This window comes from Curtobacterium sp. AC272 (genome assembly GCF_979258155.1).
In genome coordinates this window covers 823818-841432 of the sequence record NZ_OZ409838.1, presented here as the reverse complement: position 1 = coordinate 841432, position 17615 = coordinate 823818, and the positions used below count along the sequence as shown (strand labels likewise).

At 73.1% G+C, this 17615-nt stretch carries 16 protein-coding genes; 6 read left to right on the top strand and 10 right to left on the bottom strand.

Features of this window, described 5'->3' with window-relative positions; all coding sequences use genetic code 11:
* Window positions 1–28 precede the first annotated feature (28 nt).
* The 4 genes from ACZZ0J_RS04175 to ACZZ0J_RS04160 all read left to right on the top strand — a co-directional run bounded on the left by ACZZ0J_RS04175 (window position 29) and on the right by ACZZ0J_RS04160 (window position 4897).
* Window positions 29–1132 carry a LacI family DNA-binding transcriptional regulator gene (locus ACZZ0J_RS04175; RefSeq protein WP_463435026.1) on the top strand — a complete coding sequence of 368 codons (1104 nt, stop codon included), beginning with the start codon at window positions 29–31 and terminating at the stop codon, window positions 1130–1132.
* 128 nt (window positions 1133–1260) lie between these two features.
* Entirely contained in the window at window positions 1261–2328 is a 1068-nt protein-coding gene (locus tag ACZZ0J_RS04170; protein ID WP_463435024.1) for a hydroxyacid dehydrogenase, read from the top strand.
* Window positions 2329–2969: 641 nt separating this feature from the next.
* Window positions 2970–4271, top strand: coding sequence for a heparinase II/III family protein (locus tag ACZZ0J_RS04165; RefSeq protein WP_463435022.1), 1302 nt, complete (start codon window positions 2970–2972; stop codon window positions 4269–4271).
* Entirely contained in the window at window positions 4268–4897 is a 630-nt protein-coding gene (locus ACZZ0J_RS04160) for a ThuA domain-containing protein (protein WP_463435020.1), read from the top strand. The genes ACZZ0J_RS04165 and ACZZ0J_RS04160 overlap by 4 nt, the downstream gene beginning before the upstream one ends.
* Here the strand turns inward: ACZZ0J_RS04160 and ACZZ0J_RS04155 are convergent.
* The 7 genes from ACZZ0J_RS04155 to ACZZ0J_RS04125 form a co-directional block, all read right to left on the bottom strand.
* Complete coding sequence (locus ACZZ0J_RS04155; RefSeq protein ID WP_463435018.1) at window positions 4836–6653, bottom strand: hypothetical protein; 1818 nt, start codon at window positions 6651–6653, stop codon at window positions 4836–4838. The genes ACZZ0J_RS04160 and ACZZ0J_RS04155 overlap by 62 nt on opposite strands.
* A gap of 248 nt (window positions 6654–6901) precedes the next feature.
* Entirely contained in the window at window positions 6902–7708 is an 807-nt protein-coding gene (locus ACZZ0J_RS04150) for an ABC transporter ATP-binding protein (protein ID WP_463435016.1), read from the bottom strand.
* Window positions 7680–8498, bottom strand: coding sequence for an ABC transporter ATP-binding protein (locus tag ACZZ0J_RS04145; protein ID WP_463435014.1), 819 nt, complete (start codon window positions 8496–8498; stop codon window positions 7680–7682). The genes ACZZ0J_RS04150 and ACZZ0J_RS04145 overlap by 29 nt, the downstream gene beginning before the upstream one ends.
* Window positions 8495–9382: an ABC transporter permease gene (locus ACZZ0J_RS04140; RefSeq protein ID WP_463435012.1), complete on the bottom strand. Its 888-nt coding sequence runs from the start codon at window positions 9380–9382 to the stop codon at window positions 8495–8497. The genes ACZZ0J_RS04145 and ACZZ0J_RS04140 overlap by 4 nt, the downstream gene beginning before the upstream one ends.
* On the bottom strand, window positions 9379–10332 hold the full coding sequence (locus ACZZ0J_RS04135) for an ABC transporter permease (protein WP_463435010.1): 954 nt from the start codon (window positions 10330–10332) through the stop codon (window positions 9379–9381). The genes ACZZ0J_RS04140 and ACZZ0J_RS04135 overlap by 4 nt, the downstream gene beginning before the upstream one ends.
* Window positions 10333–10360: 28 nt before the next feature.
* The gene (locus tag ACZZ0J_RS04130; protein WP_463435008.1) at window positions 10361–11914 is read right to left on the bottom strand and encodes an ABC transporter substrate-binding protein; all 1554 of its coding nucleotides are present in this window, start codon (window positions 11912–11914) and stop codon (window positions 10361–10363) included.
* 58 nt (window positions 11915–11972) lie between these two features.
* Window positions 11973–12914 carry an alpha/beta fold hydrolase gene (locus ACZZ0J_RS04125; protein ID WP_463435006.1) on the bottom strand — a complete coding sequence of 314 codons (942 nt, stop codon included), beginning with the start codon at window positions 12912–12914 and terminating at the stop codon, window positions 11973–11975.
* Window positions 12915–12979: 65 nt separating this feature from the next.
* Between ACZZ0J_RS04125 and ACZZ0J_RS04120 the strand changes: the two genes are divergently transcribed.
* Window positions 12980–13915, top strand: coding sequence for a siderophore-interacting protein (locus tag ACZZ0J_RS04120; protein WP_463435004.1), 936 nt, complete (start codon window positions 12980–12982; stop codon window positions 13913–13915).
* Window positions 13916–13941: 26 nt separating this feature from the next.
* Window positions 13942–14739 carry an ABC transporter ATP-binding protein gene (locus ACZZ0J_RS04115; RefSeq protein WP_463435002.1) on the top strand — a complete coding sequence of 266 codons (798 nt, stop codon included), beginning with the start codon at window positions 13942–13944 and terminating at the stop codon, window positions 14737–14739.
* A gap of 210 nt (window positions 14740–14949) precedes the next feature.
* On the opposite strand, the gene ACZZ0J_RS04110 is transcribed toward ACZZ0J_RS04115, so the two are convergent.
* From ACZZ0J_RS04110 to ACZZ0J_RS04100, 3 genes are read right to left on the bottom strand one after another with little or no spacing between them, the layout of a single operon-like run.
* Window positions 14950–15261: a Fe-S oxidoreductase gene (locus tag ACZZ0J_RS04110; RefSeq protein WP_463438136.1), complete on the bottom strand. Its 312-nt coding sequence runs from the start codon at window positions 15259–15261 to the stop codon at window positions 14950–14952.
* 57 nt (window positions 15262–15318) lie between these two features.
* The gene (locus ACZZ0J_RS04105; RefSeq protein ID WP_194647884.1) at window positions 15319–16722 is read right to left on the bottom strand and encodes a dihydrolipoyl dehydrogenase family protein; all 1404 of its coding nucleotides are present in this window, start codon (window positions 16720–16722) and stop codon (window positions 15319–15321) included.
* A 55-nt stretch (window positions 16723–16777) separates the two neighbouring features.
* Window positions 16778–17599 (bottom strand): arginase family protein, encoded by an 822-nt coding sequence (locus tag ACZZ0J_RS04100; RefSeq protein ID WP_123339765.1) that lies wholly within the window; start codon window positions 17597–17599, stop codon window positions 16778–16780.
* Window positions 17600–17615 lie beyond the last annotated feature (16 nt).

The following is a 17615-nucleotide window of genomic DNA, read 5'->3' as shown; positions in this document are numbered from 1 at the left end:
GCACACGAATCGAACACTGGGAGCGACGATGCACCCGACCAGACGGCACGAACGGATCCTCGCCGAGCTCCGCGTGCACGGATCCCTGTCCGCTTCGGACTTCGCCGAGCGTGAGGGGATCTCGGCCATGACGGTCCGCCGCGACCTGTCCGAACTCGCCGACCGCGGGGTGCTCCGGCGCGTGCACGGCGGCGCCGTCTCCGTCGAGACCCTGCCCACCGCCGGCGCACCGCACCGACCCGCACCCCGCCCCGACCGGGACACCACCGACGGCAGCGGCGCGCTCTTCACGCTCGGACTCGTCGTCCCCGACCCCGGCTACTACTTCCCGAAGATCGTCGCCGGTGTCGCCGAACGCACCGAGGCCCTGGGCGGCCGCGTCGTGCTCGGCGTCTCCCGCTACGAACCCGCCCGCGAACGCCAGCAGGTCGAACGCCTCATCGCCGCCGGCGTCGACGGGCTGCTCGTCACCACCACCGTCGCCGACGCCTTCACGACCCTCGAACTCCTCGACCACGCACCGATGCCCGTCGTCGTGGTCGAACGCTCCGTGGTCGAGGCCCCCGTCGGCTCCGCGCTCGAGTCCGTCCGCAGCGACCACGAGTCCGGCGCCGGCATCGCCGTCCGCCACCTCGCCGAACTCGGGCACCGCCGCATCGGCATGGCCGTCTTCGACACCCCGACCACCCCGCAGCTCCGCACCGGCTACGACCGCGCCGTCCGGCAACTCGGCCTCGACCCCGACGCCCCGGTCCACGTCATCCCGGACGACCAGGGCGTGGGCGCATCGACCAGGGCCTTCATCGAACGCTGCCTCGCCACCGGCACCACCGCCGTCTTCGTGCACTCCGACCAGTACGCCGTCGAGTTCGTCGAGACCGTCACCGAGATGGGCCTGTCGATCCCGGACGACCTGTCCGTGGTCGCCTACGACGACGAGGTCGCGGCGCTCGCCGGCGTGCCGCTCACCGCGGTCGCGCCACCGAAGAACGACGTCGGCCGGTTCGCGGCGACGATGTGCTTCGAGCGCATCTCGGCGACGGCGCAGGTCGGCTTCGCCCGTCGGCACATGACCCTGGCACCGACGCTGAGCGTGCGGGCGTCGACCGCGGCGGTCGTCCCCGGTCCGTGAGCGGACGGCGCGCGATCCGTGCCCCGGTCGTGTTCGCTTCGTGAGCGTTTGCGCCCCGCGGCTTGACTCCGCACACCGCCGAACGCTGGCATGGGGACGCCGTACCCCCGGAGAGGAACCGTCCGACGATGACGACACGCCCCGTCACGCCCCCCGTGGTGCCCGCCCCACACGGCCACGCGCACCGCTCGCCCGTCCCCGTCGCCTTCGTGATGCCCGAGGCGACCTTCGCCCGGGTGTTCGACCCCGGCGACCTCGCCGCCCTGCACGCCTCCGTGGCCGTCCGACTGGTCGCCGACCGTCCGCTCGACCCGGACGACCCGCGCGACCTCCCGCTGCTCGCCGACGCCGAGGTGCTCGTCACCGGGTGGGGCAGCCCCGTGCTGTCCGCGGACCGTCTGGACCGGATGCCGCGGCTCCGCGCCGTCGTGCACTCCGCCGGGTCGGTCAAGCCCGTGGTCGACACCGACGTGTGGGAGCGACGGATCGCCGTGGCGTCGAGTGCCGCCGCGAACGCCGTCCCGGTCGCCGAGTTCACGGTCGCGGTGATCGTGCTCGCCGCCAAACGGGCCTTCGCCAGCGCCGCCGCCCTGCGTTCGGACGAAGCCCCGGTCGACGTCGAGGGCTCGTGGCCGGTCGTCGGCATGCACGGCGTGACCGTCGGTGTCGTCGGCGCCTCGCGCGTCGGGCGGGCCGTCATCGAACGGCTCCGCGACTACGACGTCCGCGTGCTCGTGAGCGACCCGTACCTGGACGACGACGAGGCCGCGCTGCTCGGCGTCACCGTCGTCGACCTCGGCACCCTCGCCGCCTCGAGCGACGTCGTCACCCTGCACGCGCCGCTGCTGCCGTCGACGCGGGGGCTCGTCGACCGTGCCGTGATCGGGCGGATGCGGCCGGGCACCACGCTCGTGAACACCGCGCGCGGGGCGATCATCGACCAGGACGCCCTCGCCGACCGCCTGGACCGCGGCGACCTGGCAGCCGTCCTCGACGTCACCGAGCCGGAACGCCTGCCACCGGACGCCCGACTGCGGTCGACGCCGAACACCTTCATCACGCCGCACATCGCCGGGTCCCTGGGCAACGAGCTGCGTCGGCTCGCCGACAACGCGGTGCGCGAGACCATCGCGTTCGCGGCCACCGGCGCGTTCACCGACCCCATCGTCCCCGACGGCTTCGCCGTCCAGGCCTGAGGCCCGCCACCCGTCCACCACCGTCACCACCCGGAGACCCACCCCATGACCGTCACCGTCGACGCCCCGTCCTTCACCGACCGGTTCAGCCCGGCAGCGCGCGCGGCGCTCCGTCCGCGCACGTGGCGACCCGCGCCTCCCGTCAGCGACCGCCCGGCGTGGGCGCACGTCGCGGACGCCGACCGGGAGGCCCTCCTCACGGTCGCGCACGACCGTCGCGCCGCCGCGGCGGTCACCTTCCCGACCCTCGCCCTGTGGGCGACGTACAGTCGCGACGGCAACCGCCAGCCGTACGAGCGGGCCCAGCGGAACCTGCTCGAGTCCGCCGCGACCGCGGCCCTGGCGCTCGGCGTGACCGGCGACGCCGCGTGGGCGGACGTGCTCGGCGACCAGGTCTGGCGGATCCTGGAGCTGCGCGCCTGGTGCCTGCCGTCGCACTACGCGCTGCCCGAGGACGGCAGCCGGCCGTTCCTGCCCGTGCCCGGTCGGGACGTGCTCGACCTGTCGGACGCCTACGTCGGCGGCATGCTCGCGGCGATCGACGCGATCGCGGGGAGCGCCTCGAGCAGGACCGCCCCGGCATCCGCGCGCACGTCCACCACGAGATCCGCCGCCGCGTGCTCGACCCGTGGGAGCAGGAGGTGTACTCCTGGCACGGGGTCGACGGGCCGCCGAACAACTGGGCGCCGTGGATCGTGTCGAACGTGCTCGTGTGCGCCGCCGTGGTCGAGCCCGACCGCGATCACCTCGCCGCGACGATCGACCGCGCGCTCGTGATCCTCGACCGGTTCCGCGCCGGCTACGACGCCGACGGCAGCTGCGACGAGGGTGCCACGTACTGGTGGTGGGCCGGCGCGACCCTGTTCGAGGCCCTGGACCTGGTCGAGGAGCTCACCGGCGGTGCGTTCGACGGCTTCTCGGTCGAGCCGGTCGCCGCCATGGCCCGGTTCCCGATGGGCATGCAGATCGGTGCCGCGACGCAGGTCAACCACTCCGACGGCTCCCCGGCGCTGGCCGAGAACGCGAACTGGAACCTGCTCGCCCGCTTCGGGGAGCGCGTCGACGACGACCGGGTCGTGCGGCACGCCCGGTGGATGGGCCGGCAGCACGCCCTGCGGTTCGACGGACAGCTCGCCGCACTGTTCCGTCGGACGCTCGCCGAACTGCGGGACCCCTCGTGGACCGACGGCCCGGCCGAGCCCGGGATGCCCGCGTCGCTGTGGCTGCCCGGCACCGAGGTCGCCGTCGCCCGTGCCCACGACGGCGCGACCGACGGGTTCGTCCTCGCGGTGAAGGGCGGGCACAACGACGTCAGTCACAACCACAACGACGCCGGCGGGGTGATCGTCTCGCTCGACGGCGAACCGGTGCTCATCGACGTCGGGGTGGGCGTGTACCGCCGCGAGACGTTCATGCCGGAGCACCGCTACGGCATCTGGACGATGCGGAGTGCCTGGCACACCGTCCCGCTGCCGAACGGCGTCGAACAGCACGAGGGCGCCGCGTTCCGCGCGACCGGCACGGTGTTCGCGGACGACGGCGACGTCGCGTCGTGGTCCGCCGACCTGACCGCCGCGTACCCGGCGACCGGCGGACTGCGATCGCTCCACCGCACCGCGACGCTCGACCGGGCGGTGCCCCGTGACCGCGCCACCGCACGCGTGGTCGTCCGCGACACCTGGACGTTCGCGGAGCCCGGCACGATGACCCTGGTCCTCATGACCCGCGACGAACCCGTGCCCGTCGACGGCGGGCTGCGCGTCGGCCCCGCCCACCTGTCCGTCGACACCGAGCGGTTCGCGGTGCACGTCGAGCGGCAGGACGTCGACGACGCGAAGCTCGAGCGGGTCTGGGGGGCGGCGGTGCACCGTGTGCGGCTCGTCGCGCGGCAGGCGTCCACCGACGGCGAGCACGCGCTCACCGTGACCCGGGCGACACCGTGAGCGCGGTCCTGCTCGGCGGCTCCGGACGCTGGACCGACCCGTGGCACCCCTTCGCCGAGACGAACCCCGCGGTCACGGCGCTCGCTGCGTCGGCCGGCGTCGCCCTCGAGCAACCGGAGGACGTCGACACCGCCCTGGCCGCCTTCGCGACCGGACGCCTGCCGTCGCTCGTCGTCGTCGACGTCGGGCTGCCCCGCGACGACCGTCCCGTCCCGCTCACCGAGGCCCGAGCCGGCTTCCACCGCCTGCTCGCGAGCGACGTGCCGCTGCTCGTGCTGCACGTCGCCGCGACGTCGTTCGCCGACGACCCGCACTGGGAACGGGCCCTCGGCGGGGCGTGGGAGCGCGGCACGACGATGCACCCGCCGTTCGGGCCAGCGGCCGTCCGCGTGGTCGACGACGCGCACCCGATCACCGCCGGCCTGCCGGACTTCACCCTGGAGGACGAGCGCTACACGCACCTGCGGGTCTCGCCCTCGGTGCGGGTCCTGCTCGACCACGAGCACGAGGGGAGCGGCACCCGCTCGCCTGGGTGCACGAACGGCCCGGCGGCGGCACCACCGTCTACGACGCGCTCGGCCACTCCGCCGCGTCGTTCGCGTCGCCGGAGCACCGCGCGTTCCTGACGCGCGCCGTGACGTTCCTCGCGCGCTGACGTTCCTCTTGCGCTGACGTTCCTCTTGCGCTGACGGGACGGGGTGGGGGTGACCGCCTGGAGGCCCGGCACCGGTCTCGTGGACCGGCACCGGGCCTCCAGGCAGTCGCGTCTCGGGCGATGGTGACGTCGCCGACGACCAGCCAGCCCGCCTGCTGCGCGCCCTGCGCACCGAGCTCGATGCCGGGGGCGTTGCCCGCGGTGGTGTCGACGATCGCGATGCCCCACCGGTACGCACCCGCCGCGACGCCGGCCAGCGACGGACGGAACGCGTACGACGTCGGTGACCCCTTCAACCACGTCGACGGGTCGGACGCGGTGTCCACGAACGTCCCCGCCACGCTGCCGTCCGCACGGAGCAACGCGACCGCCGCCTTGTACTTGCCGTTCCACACCGGCAGGTTGTCGGGCAGGTACCCCCAACCGGTGTTCGTCCACTCGTGCGTGACGTCCACCGTCGCGCCGGCGGACGCCGAACCGGGCACGACCACGCGCGACGGGTGCAGGCGGTAGCCGCCCTCGGCGTCGAACCGCTGCGTCAACGGGAAGGTCTGCGCCGCGAACCACGACAGGGCCTCGCCGTTCCGCAGGTCCATCATGTTCACGTGCGCCTCGACCGAGTCGTCGAACTCGCCCTGACGGACGTCGGCGGTCGTCACGTACCCGCGCGGGTCCTGCGTGACGTCGTGCTGGGCGGTGACCCACCCGCCCTCCATGATGATCGGCCGCCTGTACCGCCACTTCGCGGCCATCGACTTCTCCCAGTCCGCGTAGTACGTGGTCATGCCGAAGGCGTCGTGGCGCAGGACGTAGCCCTTCTCGTACGCACCGTCGAGCATCCGCTCACTCTCGGGGTCCGGGGTGCCCCAGTCCTTCGGGCCCTCGATCATCCGGTGGTAGTTCAACGCCAGCGGCACCCGGGTGAAGTGCTCCTGGTACAGGTCGATGATCCAGTCGAACACCGGCTCGCGGTTCGCGGCGTCCTGGTACAGCATCGAGTGGCCCTCACCCCACTTGCCGAGCCCGTACCCGTCGATGAAGTCCGTCGTGGCCGGGTCGTCGTACTGCTTGCCGAAGGCCGCGACGAACGCGGCGTACTTCGCCTGGAACACGGGGTCGTCCGGGTACGGACTCCACACCGTCTTGCTGCCGGTCTGCGTCTCGTACCCGGCGGCCCCGGCGGCACGCACCCACGCGGGCGTGAAGTCCGACGACTTGTCGCGACTGTCCACCACGACCCGGAAGGCCAGCCGCAGCCCACGGCGACGGGCCTCGGCCAGGATGCCCGCGAACGCCGCGTTCGTGTCCCAGCCGTACACGCCCTCGGACGGCTCGAGGATCGTCCACGACACCCGCATGTACATGACCGAGGCGTGGTCGGACACCGTGACCGTGGTGCCGTCGGGCAGCGGGACGTCGTCGTACTGCGTCCAGTAGTCGGCGGGCGGCGCGGACGAGCCGTACAGCGCCCAGCCGTTGAGCGGGTTCCGCAGGACCGTGGTGGTGTCGGCGGCGAACTCCCGCTCGACCGCTGCAGCGAGGTGCGGGCGTCCGGGGTGGCCGGGGCCAGGGTGGCCGGGGCCGGCGGGGCCTGCGCCTGCGCCTGCGTGGGCGCGGCCGTGGGCGCTCGCCGGTGTGCTGCCGAGCACCCCGCTCGCTGCCGATGCGGTGGCGACGATGCCGAGTCCGAGTGCCGTGCGCCTGGTGATGTCGTGCGACTTGCTCATGCGTTCTCCCCTTCGAGAAGCGATCGGTGCAGGTCGATCGTCTCGACGTCCCGCTCAGTGGGCAAGCAGTCCCGCCCAGTCGAACAGGAGTCGCACAGCCCTGGCGACGCGGAACGACACTCCCGATGTCGTACGACGTCGATGTTGTCGTCGTCGCGCGCGCACAACTGTTGCGGGCGACCTGGAACGACACACTCGATGTCGTACGACGTCGATGTTGTCGTTCCGAGTCGAGAGCCCGCCCGCCGCTACGGCAGCGTCGGCGCAGCCTCCACCAGCGCCCGCGTCACCGGGTGCACCGGCGCATCGAGCAACGACACCGGCCCGTGCTCCACGATGCGCCCGGCCGACATCACCGCGACGGTGTCGCACAGCCGCTGGACCACACCGATGTCGTGCGACACCAGCACCAGGGTCAGCCCGAGGTCGTCGGCGAGCGATCGGAACAGCTCGATGACCCGTGCCCGCACCACCACGTCGAGGGCGCTCATCGGCTCGTCGCCGAACAGGATCCGCGGCCCGTGCACCACGGCCCGGGCGATCGCGATGCGCTGCCGCTGCCCGCCGGAGAACTCGTGCGGGTACCGGTCGACCACGTCTGCCGGCAGGTCGACCCGCTCCAGCACGTCGCGCACCAGCGCCCGGTGATCCCCGTCGATCCGCAGTGCCCGCAGCGGTTCGCCGACGATCGCGCCGACGCGCATCCGCGGGTCGAGGGACGCGTACGGGTCCTGGAACACCACCCCGGTCTCGCGACGGAACCAGCGCATCGCGGCCGCGGACCCGGACGCCACCACCGGACGACCGGAGGCGGTCACGGAACCCGCGGAAGGTGCCTCCAGGCCGGCGAGCAGCCGGACCAGGGTGGACTTGCCGGACCCCGATTCGCCGACGATCCCGAGCCGCTGGCCGGGGGCGACCGTCAGGTCGACGCCGTCGACGGCGGTGCGGACGGGGCCCGGTTCGAAGGGCCCGCGGCGGGGAGCCGGTAGGTGCGGTGCAGCCCGACCCCGTCGAGGACGGCGGTCATGCGGAGCCTCCGGACGGACGGGCACGACGGGCGGTGGCGCGCGCGGCGTCGACGAGCGCGACGGTCGCGGGGTGCTGCGGCGCGGCGAGCAGCGACGCGACCGAGCCCCGCTCGACGACCCGTCCGCCGTCGAGCACGACGACGGTGTCGGCGATCCGCGCGAGCACGGCGAGGTCGTGCGTGACGAAGACCATGCCGGCCGGCAGCCCTTCGAAGAGGTCGAGGATCCGCGCCTCGGTCGTGACGTCGAGCGCCGTGGTCGGCTCGTCGGCCACGAGGTACGCGGGCTGCCCGGCCATCGCCATCGCGATGCAGATCCGCTGTCGCTGACCGCCGGACAGCTGGTGCGGGTACTGCCGGAGCAGCGACTCCGGGTCCGGCAGTCCGACGTCCGCCGCCAGGGTGGTCGCCGCGGCACGTGCCGCCCGCCGGTCGAGTCCGCGGTGCAGCCGCAGCGGCTCCGCGATCTGCGCGCCGACGCGGCGCAGCGGGTCGAGGGCGGTGCCGGGCTCCTGGAAGACCATGCCGATGCCGGATCCGCGGTGCTCCGCACGCTCCCGGTCGGGCAGGCCGACGAGTTCGGTGCCGTCCAGGCGGATGCTGCCGGTGACGGTCGCGCCGACGGGCTCCAGGCCCATCAAGGCGAGCGAGGTCATGGACTTGCCGGATCCGGATGCGCCGATCACGCCCACGCGTTCGCCGGGAGGCACGGTGAACGTCACGTCGTCGAGGATCGTCCGCCCCGCGATGCGGACGGAGAGCCCCACCACCGCGAGCCCACCGGTGTCGGTGTGGCTGTGGCTGCGGTCGGTCATGCGGTCACCCCCGGGGTGGTCGTGGCCGGGTCGCTGCGGCGGTCGCCGCCCGCTGCGCGGTCGTTCGTCGTCAGCCGTGGGTCGGTGGCGTCGCGGATCGCGTCACCGAGCAGGGAGAGCGCGGCGACGACCAGCGCGATCGCGGCCCCCGGCCAGGTGGCGCTCCACGGGTGCACGCCGATGTAGGTCTGCAGGTCGGAGAGCAGGTTGCCCCACGACGCCGTGTCCGACCCGGCGCCGTAGCCCAGGTACGACAGACCGGCTTCGGCGAGGACCGCGGTGGCCATCGCGAGCGAGAGCTGCACGGTGAACAGCGGCGCGGCGTTCGGCACCAGGTGGCGGAACAGCACCCCGACACCACCGACGCCAGAAGCCCGGGCTGCGGTGACGTAGTCGCTGCGGGCGATGCGCCGGATCTCGCCGCGGGCGACCCGGGCGATCGTGACCCCGAAGGACAGCCCGACGCTCACGATGACGACCCCGAGCGAGCCGCCGAACACCGCGGTCAGGAGCATCGCGGTCAGCAGGGTCGGGAACGCCACCAGGATGTCGAGCAGGACGGCCGTGCCCTCGCGCACCCAGCGGGCGGTGAGCGACCCGATCGCGGTCAGGACGATGCCGACGACGCTCGCGATCACCCCGGCCCCGACGGCGACGAGCACCGTGGTGCGGGTGCCGGCGAGCAGGTAGCTCGCGATGTCGCGGCCGGCGGCGTCGGTGCCGAACCAGTGCGCAGCGCTCGGGCCCTCCCACTGGTGGAACGGATCGGCGCGGAACGGGTCCTGCGGCGTCCACACGAGCGACACGGCGGCGAGCACCACGAGCAGGCCGAGCACGACGACGGCGAAGACCCCGGTGGGGCGGGAGAGCAGGCGGCGGATCATCCGGACACCTCGCGTTGGCGTGGGTCGAGGGCGCGGTGCACGACGTCGACGGCGAAGCCGACCAGCAGCACGAGCCCGGTGAGCAAGAGCAGCTCGGACTGCACCTTGGTGACGTCGCGGCGGCCGACGTCGGTCACGAGCATGCGACCGACCCCGGGCAGCGAGAACAGCTGCTCGACGACGACGGCGCCGACCAGCAGCCCGGCGATCTGCACCCCGAGCACGGCGAGCACGGTGAGGGCGACCGACGGCAACCCGTGCCGGAGCAACGCCTGCGTGCGCGTCAGCCCGATCGCGGCCGCGGTGCGGACGTGGTCGGCGTCGAGCACCGACAGCGTCGCGGACCGGGTGAAGCGCAGGATGACGGCACCCTCGACCGCGCCGATGGTCAGGGCGGGCAGCACGAGCGACGCGAACGCACGCCCCGGCTCGGACCAGCCGTCGAGCGGGAAGCCCTGCGTCGGCAGCCAGTGCAGCGTGACGGCGAACAGCGCGACGAGCAGCATGCCGGCCCAGACGACCGGGATCGCGGCGACGGCCTGCGCCACGAACCCGATGACGGCGCCGCCCGGTCGACGGCGGAGCACCGCGGCGACGACCCCGAGTGGGACGCCGATCACGAGCGCGGTGACGAGTGACATGCCCGCGAGCGGCAGCGTGATCGCCAGCTTCTGCGCGATCTCCGGCGCGACCTGCCCGTTGGCCACCAGGGACCGGCCGAGGTCGCCGCGGAACACCCCGCCGATCCAGTCGAGGTACTGCACCACGACGGGCCGGTCGAGGCCGAGCTGCTGTCGGAGCTGCTCGACCTGCGCCGGGGTCGACTGGGTGCCGGCGACGACCTGTGCGACGTCGCCGGGGAGCACCCGCAGGGTCGCGAAGATGATGACGCTCGCGACGAGCAGCCCGACGACGAACAGCAGCAGCCTGCCGACCAGGAACCGGGTCACGTGCTCGGAGCTCCGGGCGCGGGTCGTCTCACTTGACGGCGAGCTTCGACAGGTCGAGTCGTGAGTTGCCGCCGTCGACCGGGAAGCCCGTCACGCCGGAGCGCACGGCGGTGATCTCGGTCGCCGTGTAGAGCCACTCGCCGGCGGCGTCCTCGCTCACGATCTTCGCTGCCTTCCGCAGGGCGTCGACCTTGGCGTCCTCGTCGGTGGCCGCGATCGACTGGGCGTACAGCGACTGCACCTCGGCGTTGTCGTAGCCGAAGTAGTAGTCGGGGTTCGCCCAGTTGCCGAAGTCGCGGGCCTCGACGTGGTCCACCATCGACAGGTCGAAGTCGCGCTCACCCGACTTCGGCGCCTGGAACACCGTCGACAGCCAGGTGGCGAAGTCGACGCGCTTGACGGTCAGGGTGATCCCGACGTCGGCGAGCTGCGACTTGAGCACGTCGCCGATGGTCGCCGGGTAGATGTTCGCGTACGTCAGCGCGAGCTTCAGGTTCTCCTGACCGGCGGCGGCGAGGAGCTGCTTCGCGTTGTCGGGGTCGTACGCGTCGATGTCGGTCAGGTCCTCGTACCCGGGGTCGAGCTCCGGGATCGGGCCGCCCTGCTCGACGCCCGTGCCGCCGATGGCCTTGATGAGGGCCTTCGGGTCGATCGCCTGCCGGATCGCCTGGCGCACCTTCTTGTCGGTGAACGGCGCCTTCTGGTCGTTGAACGCGAGCGTGTACTTGTCGGTCGTCTTGCCGGAGTGCAGCGCGATGTCCGAGTTGCCGTCGAGCTGGCTCTTGAGTGTTCCGTCGACCGGGTTGAGGACGTCGAGGTCCCCGTTCGCCATGGCGTTGACGGCCGTCGACGGGTCGGTGATGTACCGGAAGACGATCTTCGCGACCTTCGCCTTCGTGCCCCAGTAGTCGTCGTTGCGGTCGAAGGTGAGCGAGTCGCCCTGCTTCCAGCTCGCGACCTCGTACGGGCCGGTGCCGTTCGCGGTGTCCGACAGGTCGTTCGTCGCGGCCTTCTCGAGCACCAAGCCGGAGCGGCCGGTCAGGTTCCAGAGCAGGTCCGAGTCGGGCTTCGCCAGCTTGAGCTCGACCACACCGGTCGACGGGGACGTGATCGAGGTGACGCCGGCGAGCTTGGCGGAGTCGACGTAGGTCTCGTTCGACTTGACCTGCTCGAGCGACCAGACGACGTCGGCCGCGGTGACGTCCTTGCCGTCCTGGAAGGTGATGCCGTCGCGCAACGTGAACGTGTAGGTCAGCCCGTCGTCGGAGACCTCGTGCTCGGAGGCCAGCACGTCGCGGATGTCGCCGTCGGCGGTCCGGCCGACGAGCCCCTGGTACACGTTGTCGATGAGCACCTGGTCGAGCGCTGCACCGGACTGCGTGCGGATGTCGAGGCTGGTCGGTTCGAGCACGAGGCCGACGCGGACGGTGGCGTCGGCGCCGCCGTCCTCGTTCGACGAGCCGGAGCAGCCGGTCAGCGCGAGGGCGGAGACGACGGCGACCGCGGTGGCGGCGAGGGCAGCACGTCCGAGGCGCGTGGTGCGCGCAGCCCGGGCGGTACGGCGGGACAGGAGCGGACTCATGGGGTGTGGGTTCCTTCCGGACGCGAGGGCGATGGTCACAGCTCGCGCTCGCACGAGGTTACCGGGGGCCGGTACGGTCCCGCGACGGTTCATCGATCCGGTGCAACAATCCGTGACGTGCGGCCCATGCCCGGATCGCCGAAGCCAGTTCGAGGGGCGCTTGGTTCTGCACCGCGTGCCGTGCGGTGACCGTCACGATCTCGGCCTCCGGCAGGCGCTCGGCGAACGCGGCGTGCAGCTTCGGCGAGACGTACCCGCGGTCGCCGCGGACGAGCAAGATCGGCACGCGCAGTGCCTCGAGGTCGGGCCAGGCGTCGGCGAAGCGCCCCACCGACGACGTGCGGCCGGCGGGCAGGTGCGGGAAGTGGTGGCGCCGCACGAGCGCTCCGTCGTCACCGAGCCGCGTCGTGTGGCGCGCCTCGCGCAGCAGCACGTGCCGGTCGTCGCCGACACGTGCCTCGATCGCCCGGTCGACGACCTGGTCCAGGGTGGCGAAGGGCTCCTCGGCCTCGAGCGCCCGGGCGATCCGGTCGACCGCCCGCTGCGCGAAGTCCGGCGACATGTCGACGAGGACGAGCCCGGTCACCCGCTCCGGTGCCGTGGCCGCGAGTCGTGCCGACAGGATCGCGCCGAGGGAGTGCCCGACGACGATCCCCGGCGGGACCTCCAGGGCGTCGAGCGCCGCGAGCACGGTCGGCGCCGTCACGGTCGCCCCGTAGTCCGCGTCGTCCCGCCACGACGACCGGCCGTGGCCGGGCAGGTCGAGGGCGACCGCCGGCTCGCCGACGGCGAGCGCGGTCTGGTCGAAGCTGTGGGCGTCGATGCCGAGCCCGTGCAGGTAGGTGATCCGGGCCTCCCGGTCGCCCCACCGGATGGCGGACGTCTCCTGCCCGTCATCGGTGCGGACCACCTGCCTGGAGGCGCGGAGCGGCTCCGTCACGCCGCTCGCGCGGGCGAGGGCGGCCAGGTCTGCGAATTCGTCGTCGGGGGCAGCGGACACGAAGCGATCTTCGCACCGTCTGCGGGGTCTGGAGACCTTAGGTAAGGCATGCCATACTCGGATCCGTGGCAACCCGGTACCGCGTCTTCTCCGTCCGTGTGGCGGCGGTCACGTCCCTCACCCCGCACTTCGTCCGGGTGACGTTGACGGGCGATGCGCTGGCGGACTTCTCCTCGGTCGGGCTCGACCAACGGATCAAGGTCGTGCTCCCGCTCGACGGCGTGGGCTTCTCCGAACTGCCCGAGGACGAGGACTGGTACGCCGCCTGGCGTGCGCTGCCGGACGCGGAACGCAACCCGCTGCGCACCTACACCGTCCGCTCCTTCCGGCCAGACGCCCGTGAGCTCGACATCGACTTCGTCGCGCACGGCGACGCCGGACCCGCATCCCGCTGGGTGTCGTCCTGCCGGGTCGGCGACGAACTCCGGATCGTCGGACCCCGTGTGCCGGAGTCGCCCGAGGACCTGCCGACCGGTGCCGCCGAGTTCGCACCCGGGCACGCGAGCCGCATCCTGCTCGCCGGGGACGAGACCGCCGCCCCGGCCATCTGCGCCATCCTCGAGGCGCTCGACGTCTCGACCGTCGGCCACGTCTTCATCGAGGTGCCGACCGACGCCGACCGGCTGCCCGTGTCCGCGCCCGCCGGGGTCGAGGTCCGCTGGATCGCCCGGAACGGTGCGACCCACGGCGTGCGCATGACCGACCAGGTGCACGCGTGGGCGTCGACGGTCGTCGCCGGGGCTGCGTCCGTCGCCGGTTCTCCGTCGGTCGCTGCGGGTCCCACCTGTGGGGACGCCGTCGAGCTGGCGGACGTCGACGTCGACGAGCAGGTCCTGTGGGACGTGCCGGCCACCGAGGAGTCGCGCCCCGTCTACGCCTGGATCGCGGGCGAGGCCGGCTGCGTCAAGGAGCTCCGACGGCACCTGGTGCGCGGGGTCGGCATCGACCGCAAGCAGGTCGCGTTCATGGGGTACTGGCGGCACGGCAAGGCCGAGAACTGAACGCCGCAGCCGGACTGCCGACCGGCGTGGTCGGGCTCCCGACGACCGCGCTCGGCGTGCGTGGGCTGACGCTCGCGTACGACGACCGCATCGTGGTGGACGGGCTCGAAGTGGACGTCCCCGACGGTGAACTGACCGTCATCGTCGGTCCGAACGCGTGCGGCAAGTCGACGCTGCTGAAGTCGTTCGCGCGCACCCTCAAGCCCCGAGCCGGCACGGTGTACCTCGACGGGGCGCCGATCGACTCCTACCGTCCGAAGGCCGTGGCCCGGCGGGTCGGCATGCTGCCCCAGACGCCGATCGCCCCGGACGGCATCACCGTGCGCGACCTGGTGTCCCGCGGGCGGTTCCCACACCAGGACCTGCTGCACCCGTCGTCCGGGTCCGACCGGCGTGCCGTGCAGGCCGCCCTGGAGCAGACGTCGACGGTGGAGCTGGCGGACCGGAGCGTCGACGAGCTCTCCGGCGGGCAGCGGCAGCGGGTGTGGATCGCGATGGTCCTGGCGCAGGAGACCGACATCGTGCTGCTCGACGAGCCGACGACGTTCCTCGACATCGCGCACCAGTACGACGTGCTCGAGCTGGCCTCCGCCCTGCACGCCGCGGGTCGGACGGTCGTCGCGGTGCTGCACGACCTGAACCAGGCGGCGCGGTACGCCACCCACGTCATCGCGATGCGCCAGGGGTCGATCGTCGCTGCCGGGCCCCCGGCCGCGGTGCTGACGGCCGACCTCGTCGAGGACGTCTTCGGCCTGTCGTGCGTGGTCGTCCCCGACCCCGAGACCGGCACGCCCCTCATCGTCCCCCGTCGTCCCGCCGCCTGACCCGCGCGCCCGCCCGCGCCCGCCCGCCCCCGCCCCGAGGTTCCGAAATCTCGGCATCTCACCGCGCATCCGGGCCACCCGTGGAACCTCGGCGCAACGCACGCGGCATGTCGTGGAACCTCGGCGACAGGGCGACAGGGCGACAGGGCGACCGGGCGACCGGGCATCGCAGGGCAGCGCAGCAGGGGGAGAGCCGCGCGCGGGCATCCGTCAGCGGTAGCCGCCGTCCTCCAGCCCCGCCTCGACCTCGAAGCGGTTGCGGAGCGGGTCTCGGCCGGCGACGGCGCACAGCACGGGCATGAGCATGCCGTACCGCCGCCACTGCTCGACGTGCACCCGCTCGTGCCGCAGCACCCGGGGACCGTCGTTGTCGCGGGTCAGGTACACCGAACCCACGCAGGTGCCACCGCGACGGAACACCCACCGCGGCAGCCCCGAGCAGACGACGAGCCCGTCGACCACGCGGACACGACCGGTCGACAGCGGCACGCCGATCGCCAGGCCCACCGCCGTGGCGAACAGCCACCCCACCCGCGACACGGGAGTCGAGCAGCGCCCGGCGTGCCAGTCCGCGCATGCTCAGGCCGGGCGACCGTAGGTCTCGAGCAGACGGAGCCAGATCTCGTTCATCGTCGGGTATGCCGGCACCGCGTGCCAGAGACGGTCGACCGGCACCTCGCCGACGACGGCGATCGTCGCCGCGTGCAGCATCTCGGCGACGTCCTGGCCGACGAACGTGACGCCCACGACGACCCCGCGGTCCTCGTCGACGACCATCTTGGCGCGGCCGGTGTAGCCGTCGGCCTGCAGCGCGGAACCCGCGACGCCGCCGAGGTCGTACTCCACGGCACGGACGTTCAACCCCTGCTCGCGCGCGGCCTTCTCGGTCAGGCCGACGCTCGCGACCTCGGGGTCGGTGAACGTGACCTGGGGGACCGCGGCGTGGTCGGCGGTCGCGACGTGCGCGCCCCACGGTTCGGTGTGCAGCGGCGTGCCCTGGTGCCGGGCGGCGATCGCCTCGCCGGCCGCGCGGGCCTGGTACTTGCCCTGGTGGGTGAGGAGGGCGCGGTGATTGGCGTCGCCGACGGCGTACAGCCAGTCGGTGCCGTGCACGAGCATCGTGTCGTCGACCTCGAGCCAGTCGCCGGCGGTGAGCCCGACGGACTCGAGCCCGAGGTCGGCGGTGTGCGGGGTGCGGCCGGTGGCGGCCAGCACCTCGCTCGTGATGACGGTCGTGTCGTCGTCGAGCGTGGTGGTGACCAGACCGTGCTCGTCGCGGTCGACCCGCACGGGGTTCACCCCGGTGCGGACGTCGACGCCGAGCTCGCGGAGGGCATCGGTGACGAGTTCGCCGGCGAACGGTTCCATGCCGCCGAGCAGTCCGTGCCGGGCGACGAGGGTGACCTTCGCGCCGAGCGATGCCCAGGCGGTGGCGAGCTCGGAGCCGGCGACACCGCCACCGATCACGAGCAGACTCTCCGGCACCTGCTGGGCGCTGGTGCCCTCGCGGGTGCCCCACGGCTGCGCCTCGGCGAGACCCGGCACGTCCGGCAGTGCGTGCAGCGACCCGGTCACGACGGCGACGGCGGCACGGGCGGTGTGCGTCTCGCCGCCGACCTCGATCGTCTTCTCGCCGGTGATGCGGGCGTGGCCGCGGATCAGGGCGATGTCGGCGGACTCGAGCCAGGACACCTGACCGTCGTCCTTCCAGTCCGAGGTGAACGAGTTGCGGCGCGCGAGCACGTGGGCGGCGTCGAGTTCGCCGGTGACGGCCTGCTTCGCGCCGTCGAGCCGCTTCGCCGCTGCCAGGGCGTGGCCGCTGCGCAGCAGTGCCTTCGACGGCATGCACGCCCAGTAGGAGCACTCGCCGCCGACCAGTTCGGACTCCACGATCGCGACCGCCAGGCCGCGCTTGTGGGCGTAGTCCGCCACGTTCTCGCCGACTGCGCCGGCGCCGATCACGATGAGGTCGTAGTCCGTCATGAGGCCGAGCGTACGCGGACCGGCATGGGGTGCGCCCGGCGCGCCGGGTCGCTTCTCAGGCCACCCGGGAGGCGCTGGTCAACGCTCCGACGACGCGCAGGATCACGCCGAGGTCGTCCACTGCACGCTCCGGGTCGACGGGAGCGAAGCCGGTGAGCGCGGCGCCGGCCAGGCGGCGGCCGCGGGTCGCGGCCTGGATCCGCTCGACCAGTCCCGCGCCGTCGAGTCCGAACGGCACCGGCTCGAGCAGGCCGTCGACCTCGGACGGGTCGAGGACGTCGAGGTCGACGTGCACGAACACCGAGGTCGCTCCGGTGGCGTCGACGGCGGCGGCGAGGGCGTCCGGGGTCGCGGCGTCGACGTCCAGCCGGGTGATCCCGGCACGGTCGAGGGCGGCGTCCTCGGCGTCGTCGAGCCCGCGGACGCCCGCGACCACGACCGACGAGGCGGGGAGCACCGGCAGCGCGGGGAACAGCTCGTCGGCGCGGTCGACCAGGATCCGGAGGGCCGCGGTCTCGGCGGCGACGGGCTGGGCGCGGTTGAGCGCGCGGTACCCGCTGGACCCGGCGATGCGGACGAACGCGGTGTCCGGTCCGAGGCCGACGGTCGCGCCGAGGACGCTCGCACCGTCCCCGCCGACGACGAGGACCGGTTCGCTCGCGACGCCGGTCTCCTCGGCCACGCGGTCGGCGACGGCGAGTACGGAGGTGTAGCGGGCGACGGCCGTCTCGAGCCGGTCACCCGCGCCGGCGGGGACGTCGACCACGGTGGTGGACGCACGGGGGAGGTCGGCCGCGATCGCGGTCGCTCCGTCCCCGAGGCGCATCGCGCGCGACGACGCCGAACCCTGCCACTGACCGACCACGAGGAACTGCATCGTCTCAGTCTGTCAG

What these genes read in the sequence shown, in the direction of transcription:
- ACZZ0J_RS04175 (WP_463435026.1), top strand. Translation starts at nt 29, where the DNA reads ATGCACCCGACCAGACGGCACGAACGGATCCTCGCCGAGCTCCGCGTG.
- ACZZ0J_RS04170 (WP_463435024.1), top strand. Translation starts at nt 1,261, where the DNA reads ATGACGACACGCCCCGTCACGCCCCCCGTGGTGCCCGCCCCACACGGC.
- ACZZ0J_RS04155 (WP_463435018.1), bottom strand. Translation starts at nt 6,653, where the DNA reads ATGAGCAAGTCGCACGACATCACCAGGCGCACGGCACTCGGACTCGGC.
- ACZZ0J_RS04145 (WP_463435014.1), bottom strand. Translation starts at nt 8,498, where the DNA reads ATGACCGACCGCAGCCACAGCCACACCGACACCGGTGGGCTCGCGGTG.
- ACZZ0J_RS04140 (WP_463435012.1), bottom strand. Translation starts at nt 9,382, where the DNA reads ATGATCCGCCGCCTGCTCTCCCGCCCCACCGGGGTCTTCGCCGTCGTC.
- ACZZ0J_RS04130 (WP_463435008.1), bottom strand. Translation starts at nt 11,914, where the DNA reads ATGAGTCCGCTCCTGTCCCGCCGTACCGCCCGGGCTGCGCGCACCACG.
- ACZZ0J_RS04105 (WP_194647884.1), bottom strand. Translation starts at nt 16,722, where the DNA reads ATGACGGACTACGACCTCATCGTGATCGGCGCCGGCGCAGTCGGCGAG.
- ACZZ0J_RS04100 (WP_123339765.1), bottom strand. Translation starts at nt 17,599, where the DNA reads ATGCAGTTCCTCGTGGTCGGTCAGTGGCAGGGTTCGGCGTCGTCGCGC.